At 63.1% G+C, this 6,914-nt stretch carries 8 protein-coding genes; 1 reads left to right on the forward strand and 7 read right to left on the reverse strand.

The features are described 5' to 3' along the window. Nucleotides 1-6 precede the first annotated feature (6 nt). The 4 genes from AB7849_RS18970 to AB7849_RS18985 all read right to left on the reverse strand — a co-directional run bounded on the left by AB7849_RS18970 (nucleotide 7) and on the right by AB7849_RS18985 (nucleotide 4,268). The gene (locus AB7849_RS18970) at nucleotides 7-1,776 is read right to left on the reverse strand and encodes a copper resistance system multicopper oxidase (RefSeq protein ID WP_037101601.1); all 1,770 of its coding nucleotides are present in this window, start codon (nucleotides 1,774-1,776) and stop codon (nucleotides 7-9) included. A gap of 582 nt (nucleotides 1,777-2,358) precedes the next feature. Next, nucleotides 2,359-2,688 (reverse strand): hypothetical protein, encoded by a 330-nt coding sequence (locus tag AB7849_RS18975; RefSeq protein WP_008214623.1) that lies wholly within the window; start codon nucleotides 2,686-2,688, stop codon nucleotides 2,359-2,361. 111 nt (nucleotides 2,689-2,799) lie between these two features. Continuing rightward, a complete protein-coding gene (locus AB7849_RS18980; RefSeq protein WP_008214621.1) occupies nucleotides 2,800-3,108 on the reverse strand; it encodes a hypothetical protein in 309 nt (102 codons plus the stop codon). Continuing rightward, a complete protein-coding gene (locus tag AB7849_RS18985; RefSeq protein WP_037101598.1) occupies nucleotides 3,105-4,268 on the reverse strand; it encodes a tyrosine-type recombinase/integrase in 1,164 nt (387 codons plus the stop codon). The genes AB7849_RS18980 and AB7849_RS18985 overlap by 4 nt, the downstream gene beginning before the upstream one ends. 167 nt (nucleotides 4,269-4,435) lie before the next feature. Between AB7849_RS18985 and AB7849_RS18990 the strand changes: the two genes are divergently transcribed. Beyond that, complete coding sequence (locus AB7849_RS18990; protein WP_369495689.1) at nucleotides 4,436-5,419, forward strand: DNA-binding protein; 984 nt, start codon at nucleotides 4,436-4,438, stop codon at nucleotides 5,417-5,419. Between the two features lie 47 nt (nucleotides 5,420-5,466). Here the strand turns inward: AB7849_RS18990 and AB7849_RS18995 are convergent, their stop codons facing one another. The 3 genes from AB7849_RS18995 to AB7849_RS19005 are packed head-to-tail and all read right to left on the reverse strand — an operon-like array spanning nucleotide 5,467 to nucleotide 6,823. Then, nucleotides 5,467-5,979 (reverse strand): hypothetical protein, encoded by a 513-nt coding sequence (locus tag AB7849_RS18995; RefSeq protein ID WP_369501530.1) that lies wholly within the window; start codon nucleotides 5,977-5,979, stop codon nucleotides 5,467-5,469. Continuing rightward, entirely contained in the window at nucleotides 5,970-6,602 is a 633-nt protein-coding gene (locus tag AB7849_RS19000) for a hypothetical protein (RefSeq protein ID WP_369501531.1), read from the reverse strand. Before AB7849_RS19000 ends, AB7849_RS18995 begins: the two co-directional genes overlap by 10 nt. Continuing rightward, nucleotides 6,599-6,823 (reverse strand): hypothetical protein, encoded by a 225-nt coding sequence (locus AB7849_RS19005; protein ID WP_369501532.1) that lies wholly within the window; start codon nucleotides 6,821-6,823, stop codon nucleotides 6,599-6,601. The genes AB7849_RS19000 and AB7849_RS19005 overlap by 4 nt, the downstream gene beginning before the upstream one ends. Nucleotides 6,824-6,914 lie beyond the last annotated feature (91 nt).

The raw sequence follows: 6,914 nt of genomic DNA on the forward strand, positions 1-6,914 counted from the left end.
TCGGGCTCATGACACCACCACCTCGCGGAACATGCCCGCTTCCATGTGATACAGCATGTGGCAGTGGTAGGCCCAGCGGCCGAGGTTGTCCGCGCTCACCCCGTAGGCGATGCGCTGCGCGGGTTGCACGTTGATGGTGTGCTTGCGCACCTGGAATTGGCCGTCCGGGTTCTCCAGCTCGCTCCACATACCGTGCAGGTGGATCGGGTGATTCATCATGGTGTCGTTGACCAGCACCAGGCGCAGCCGCTCGCCGCTGCGGAAATGGACCGGCTTGGCATCGGAGAACTTCACGCCGTCGAACGACCACATGTAGCGCTCCATGTTGCCGGTGAGGTGCAGCTCGATCTCGCGGGTCGGTTCGCGGGGGTCGATGGAGCCGCCAATCGTGTGCAGGTCGGCATAGGTGAGCACGCGACGGCCGTTGTCGCGCAGGCCGGTACCCGGGTCATCGAGGTTGGTGCGCGGCATGTCCACGTGCATGTCGACGCCCGGGTTGTGATATTCGGTGCGGGCGTGATGCACCGCGGGGGCGGCCGGTGTGGCCATCCCGCTCATGTCCATGCCGGGCATGTCCTGCATCCCGGCCATGCCCGCTATCCCAGACATGCCACCGTGGCCGCCGCCCTGGGCCATGGCACCCATCATGTCCACCATGCTCACGGGCATGCGCGGATCCATCGCTGGCACCGCCGCTTCCATGCCGGGCCGCGGCGCCAAGGTGCCGCGCGCGTAGCCGGTGCGGTCGATCGACTGGGCGAAGATCGTGAACGCCCGGTCTTCCTGCGGCTCGACGATCACGTCGTAGGTCTCCGCCACCGAAATGCGGAACTCGTCGACCGGCACCGGTGCCACATCCTGGCCATCGGCGCTGACCACGGTCATCTTCAGGCCCGGAATGCGCACGTCGAAGATCGTCATCGACGAACCGTTGATGAAGCGCAGTCGGATCTTCTCGCCGGGCTTGAACAGGCCGGTCCAGTTGCCGGCCGGCGCGGCGCCGTTCATCAGGTAGGTATAGGTGTAGCCTGAGACGTCGCTGAGATCGGTGGAGTTCATGCGCATCTGATTCCACATCTTGCGTTCGGCCAGTGCCTGACGCAGGCCCTGTTCGCGCACGTCGCGGAAGAATTCGGGCGCAGTGGGCTGCGCGAAGTTGTAGTAATCGCTCTGGCGCTTCAGCGTGGCGAGGATGTGCTCGGGGTTCTGGTCCGTCCAGTCGTTGAGCATCACCACGTAATCGCGATCGCTTGGGTGGCGCTCCGGTCCGGCCGGCTCGATCACCAGCGAACCGTACAGTCCCGTCTGTTCCTGGAATCCCGAGTGCGAGTGGTACCAGTAGGTGCCGCTCTGGCGCACCGGGAAGCGGTAGGTGAAGGTTTCGCCCGGCGCGATGCCGGGGAAGCTGATGCCCGGCACGCCGTCCTCTTGGAACGGCACGATGATGCCGTGCCAGTGAATGGACGTGGGCACCCGCAACCGGTTGGTCACGCGCATCGTGACGGTGGTGCCTTCCTTCCAGCGCAGGGTCGGCCCCGGAACGCCGCCATTGACGGTGGTGGCCAGGCGCGGGCGCCCGGTGTAGTTCACCGGCGTCTCGGCGATGTCGAGCGCAAAGTCGGTGCCGCTGAGGATGGCAGGTTGCCCCGCAGTGTTCAGCGCCCAGGCTTTTGACGGGCGCAACAGGCCGAGGGCGGCGATGGTGCCACCGAAGGCGACACCCTGGACGAAACGACGCCGCGACAAGTCCATCGCGGGCGGGGGAAGGATTTTCATGGGGGCCTCTCCAAGGCAGGCGGCATCCTCGTGGTGATGCCGATCACAGCCGATGGCTACGAGGGTCGACACGCGACCGTCGTGAGCCATGCTCATCGAAACGAGGGGAGAGTCAGACCGCCGGCGGTCGGAGCGGGGGCGCGTTCGTCCCCGAAGGGGCGGTCATGCCCGAGGGCATCGCGTAGGTTGCCGTCAATGCCATCGAAGCCGGCATCAATGCCGCCCTCGACAGAAGCGCCGTGGCACACATCGCGGCACAGGCGCACTGGCCAACCGCACCATCGCAGCAGTTCGCCGAGTGATGGCAGCAGGAATCAGGCGCTGTGGACGTTGCCGCGTGATGGCAATGCATGCCGTGTGCTGCGGCCGCGGCGACCATCGCATGCTCGGCCTGGGCATGCGATGCCATCGGCATGCTCATGGGAGCGGCCGCCACGGATTGGATCACGAGCATCAGCCACGCCAACACGCTCATCGCCCGGAGGCGACGTGAACGCGCAAGTTGACGCAACGAAAATCTCATTGGTTGAGCTTACTCGGGCGATCTGGCCCTCTCAACTCTGGAGGTGGGTTCAAGGGGATTCACGGCTTGCTGAAACCCATGTGCAAGGTGATTTTGTCGCCGGCTTTCAGGCCAGCCATGGCGGACGGTGGGAAATGCACCTTCAGGGCCATGCCTTCGGTGGTCACCTCGACCACGCCGGTCTTCGCATCCGCTGCCGTCACGGTCGCCGGCATCATGTGCATGCCCATCATGTTGTGGTGCATGCCTTTCATGTCCGAGTGCATCGCACCCATCTTGTCCATGCCGCTCGTGGGCGTGCTGCTTTGGGCCAAGGCGACGCCATTGAAGGCCAACGCGAGCGCCAGGGAGCCAAGCGTCGAAAGTAATGATTTGCGTGAAGTGATCATATGGCTGCTCCAATGAAGCGTTGCCAGACGCAACAGTGGTAGCGTGCGCCCCATCGTGTGTACGGACGTTGAAATTGCGGCCGAACGTCCACTTTGCTTCAGGCAAGGTGGTTACACCTTCAAATACTCCTCACAGGCCACGACGAGTTCGCGTATCTCGGGCTCGGCGGCGTCAGCTCGTGCCAGAAGTATGGCCCGCAGTTGCGCAATCTGATCGCTATTCGGAATCAACTCCGACGGGCTTTCCCACATCCAGTCGATCACGATCGGCAAGAGCTGGGTGGCAGGCAACGTCGCCACCTCTTGGCGGGTAGATACGTACATGCCCATCCGAAAAACCGGGCTATCCAAACCGTGGCTTTCCCGGGCAGCCTGGAATGCGCTCGCCGGCATGCCAAAGCGATCGCCGGGGTCAGTCATGGCACGTCTCCGTGAGGCACCGCGGCCCCGATGCGTGTTCTGGTGGTGCTGGCATGGCGCGCATCTTCTTCCGCATGAACGTAGATCGACGTCGTGCCGATGGAACTGTGGCGGAGGTTCTGCTGAATGTGATGGATGGGTGTGCCGTCCTCGGCCTGGTGCGTGGCGGCTGTATGTCGCAACCAATGCGTCGATGCGCGACGCACTCGTGCAGCCTTGACCTCATCCTGCCGTTGCAGCGTCTCGGCCACGCGCCGGAAGGTGTCTTTGACGATCTGGTAGACCGCCGTGGGTGTCAGCGGGGACGATCGTCCAGCGATGCCAAGAATGGCCGGGATGTTGCCGTCGCCCGAAGGCAATGCGGGCAGTCCGTGGAAGCGCCGATAGCGTGCGAAGTCGTCCATGAGACCATCGCCCAAGGGAATGGTGCCTTCGACGCCACCTTTCCCCACGGTATGCAGCCACCACCGCCCCCGAATATGTTGGAAATCACCTTCGCCGGCGGCCGCCGCTTCGGCAGCCCGCAGCGCAGTCTCATAGAGAAAACGAAGCACCCAGCGAGCGCGTTCGTAGCGCTGCCGTTCCCGTGCGGTGCTTTGCGACCAGCCGTCGACGACGCGGAGCACCTCTTCCCAGAGGGCGCGGTCCAGATACCGTTCGATCGTGCGTCGGGTGCCGCGGCGAGCCCGGCGGCGCTGCAGCACGAAGGGACTGCCCGCGAGATAGCCCGCACGCACGAGGTAATTGAACAGTCCCGCCAGGATGCCCAAGGCCTGGCGGCGGCTACGCTCGGCCAACGGCCCGACGAACAGTCGCCGATGCTCACCGCGACGGGCGAGACCGACGTCGCACCAGGCCGCCGGTGGCTGGGCAAGAAACGCCTCATAAGCGATCACATCCTCCCGCGTCAGGCTGGATACCGGCTTGCCACGCACTTGCGTGGCCCAGAGCAGCAACCGCTCGGCCTCTTTGCGGTAGCTGCGGAAGGTGTGCGGCGAGTCGTGATATTCCGCCAGCCACAGACCGATCGCGGCCACGTCGTCGTTGGCGGCGATCTGCCGCGCCACGCTGGCCGGGGCGCGGTTGGTTCCAGCGCATCCCGACAGGGCGGGCGGCAAGGCTTGGGGCAACGCTAGAAGGGTCACTGCAGGCTCAGTCATGCTTTCCGATGTCCGACACCACGGGAAACGCAGGGTACTGCCAAACAACTTTCGATTATGGGAGTTATCGTAAATTTCTTAGATTAATCGTTACATATATAACGTAATACTGTGATATACACACTGAGAGTTCTGCAAATTTGACCCTCCGAGCGACTGGAGCAGCCATGAGCCGAGTCAGCGATACCCGTCAACGCACCCGTGAAGCCGCCGCCGCCTTGGTCGCGGACGGGAGACGCCCCCACGAGCTCACCGTCGACCTGATCTACGCCGCCATCCAGCAAGGCAGCCGAACCACCATCAACGACGAACTGAAGCTGTGGAAGGATGAGCGGGCCAAGGCCGATGCCCTCGGCGCCGATCTACCGCCGGTGATCGCGGATGCGATGCGCTCACTCTGGGTGGCGGCCGTGGAACAGGGGGAGCAGCTCTTCGGCGAGCAACGCCAAGCTATGGAATCGGACCTAGCGGCGCTACAGCGTGCGCACGACGACACCACCGCCGAACGAGACACCGCCCACGCCACGGTGCAACTGCTACAACAGGAAATCAGCCAACTCCGTGCGCAGAGTGCCGAGCTGCAGCAGCAGCTCGGTCGGGAAATCGAAGCCAAGCGCGAAGCGCTTAGCCAGGTCCAAGCCTTGCAGCACGAGATGGAGGCCGTTCGCACCGACATGGCTCAGCAACAAGAGACTGCACGGCATGCTCACGACCGATTGACCACCGAATTCCAGGCGACCATTGCAGCCCGCGATGCTGCCTTTCAGGTGGAACGGGACAAAGCCAACGAGCGAGTAGAGGCCGCTCAAGCCCGAATGCTGCAAGAAACCGATGCAGCACGGGAAGGACAGCGTCATGCAGAGCAGCAATTGGCCAAGCTGCGGCAACGTAGCGAAGACCAGCAGACCAGCCTCACGGAATTGCGACTGGACATGGCGCGCATTCGTCGAGAATTGGCCGATGGCGAAGCGCGCTTGGCGGCGATGGCCAGCGTCACCGGCGAGCGTGACCAACTCGCCTTGGAGCTGGCTGCCACGCGAGGACAGGTCAGTGGCCTGACTTCGGCGCTTCAATCAGCGGAAGCCCGCGCAGTGGCCGCAGAGAATCAGTTGACTGTGGCCCACAAACGCCGTCAATCCAAGCAAAAATGAGAGCGGAGTCAATACGAAATACTATGATCCGTAAAGACTTTTCGTTCTTATCCCGGTTTTCCGTTCCATTGCTCCCCAAACCCCAAATACTCGGTGAAGCCAGTCCCGCTGCTAACCCTCGAAATCGTGCCGACACCGAAGGGAGTCAACGCGCGATCGCCGACCGACCAGTGGTGAGTGCGGTGATCGGGGGCATCCACATGCCGCGTTGAACACTCCGGGCAGAACAGGATCATGGGAATCGGAAGAAGCGCTGGCTGCTTCACCGCTTCATCAGGAACGATGTACCGCCCCACGATGGTCTTGAGATCCTCAACACCGATACAGATCGTGTCGGGCTTACCCGGCTCGGCCGGGTCAGTTTCACAGGCCGCGCGAACGATCGACTCAACGGCATCGCGACGGGCCTGCGATTGCAGGTGAGCCATCAGCTCCAGCCAACGGATGTGCTCACGCATGGCAAGGAGCGCCTGGTGAGCTGATTCAGGTGCTGGGCTTACGTGATCGACCAGTTCGAGCGCTTGATCGAGCGGCATGAATTCATGACGGGTTATACCCATGCCGTCTCTCCCGCCGCGTGTTGGAGCACCTCTCGCAGCTGCTTGTAGGTTTCGTGGCAGGCTGCATGTTCTGAGGGCGAGCGCCAGTCCGGGCATTCCCTATCCATGGTGCTGCAGAGTGTCGGCCACAGATTGACCAGCATGGCCCACGTGGGCGAAGCCACGGTCATGACCTCGACGAAGCGCGGAGCAAAGGAAGGCACCGCTTCCAGTAGCAGGCGGCACCGGCGGAAGTCAGCTGTGTCATGCGGGAAGGCGGTTGGCATGGCATCGGCCGGCAGTGCGTAGTGGCAACGGAGTTTCATCCCCGTCATCCGCGTGAAGATCGCCGCGGCCGATAGGCCGAATTCGCCGGCGACTACCCAGTCCTGCGCCGCAGGCTCCAGGCCAGCCAGCTCCGGTGGGCGAGGGGCCGCCAGCTTCTCTGCGCGCACGCGCGCAGCCAGCGCGTCGACAGCGGCCTGAGAGCCAAAGGCAAACGTGGCGTCCACCAGATGTGCCAGATCGGCCGAAAGTACATCCTCCGATGCACCAGCCATCGTTAGTTTGCCAAGCTGACGCAAACCGAGAGGGCCGAACACCAGTGTGCAGCCGTCGCGGGTTTCAACTCGCGCTTCGTTCATTGGTTAGCTCCTTTGAGGGGTGCGCGGGCCGCATCCTTTCTGACTTTCGACGATGGAGCGGGCGGGGCGAGGTCGTTGGTTTGCCAGCCGCCCCGTGTCCAGTAGTCGAGGTTGCGTGCCGTCTCGTCCTTGAAGAACACCTCAATCTCGTCGGGTTCGGTGGCGCACCAGTAGACCTTCTGCACGTCACGATAATCGCCATCGCCGCAGTCGATGAGCATGCCGGCGACAGGTAGGGGGTGTAAGCCGGAACCGCCGAAAATTCCGGAAATTCGTCTAACCAGCTGTTTGTAAAGGATTAGCTGGACTCAG

The sequence above is a fragment of the Rhodanobacter sp. FW021-MT20 genome (assembly GCF_041107475.1).
GTDB classification, from domain to species: domain Bacteria; phylum Pseudomonadota; class Gammaproteobacteria; order Xanthomonadales; family Rhodanobacteraceae; genus Rhodanobacter_A; species Rhodanobacter_A glycinis.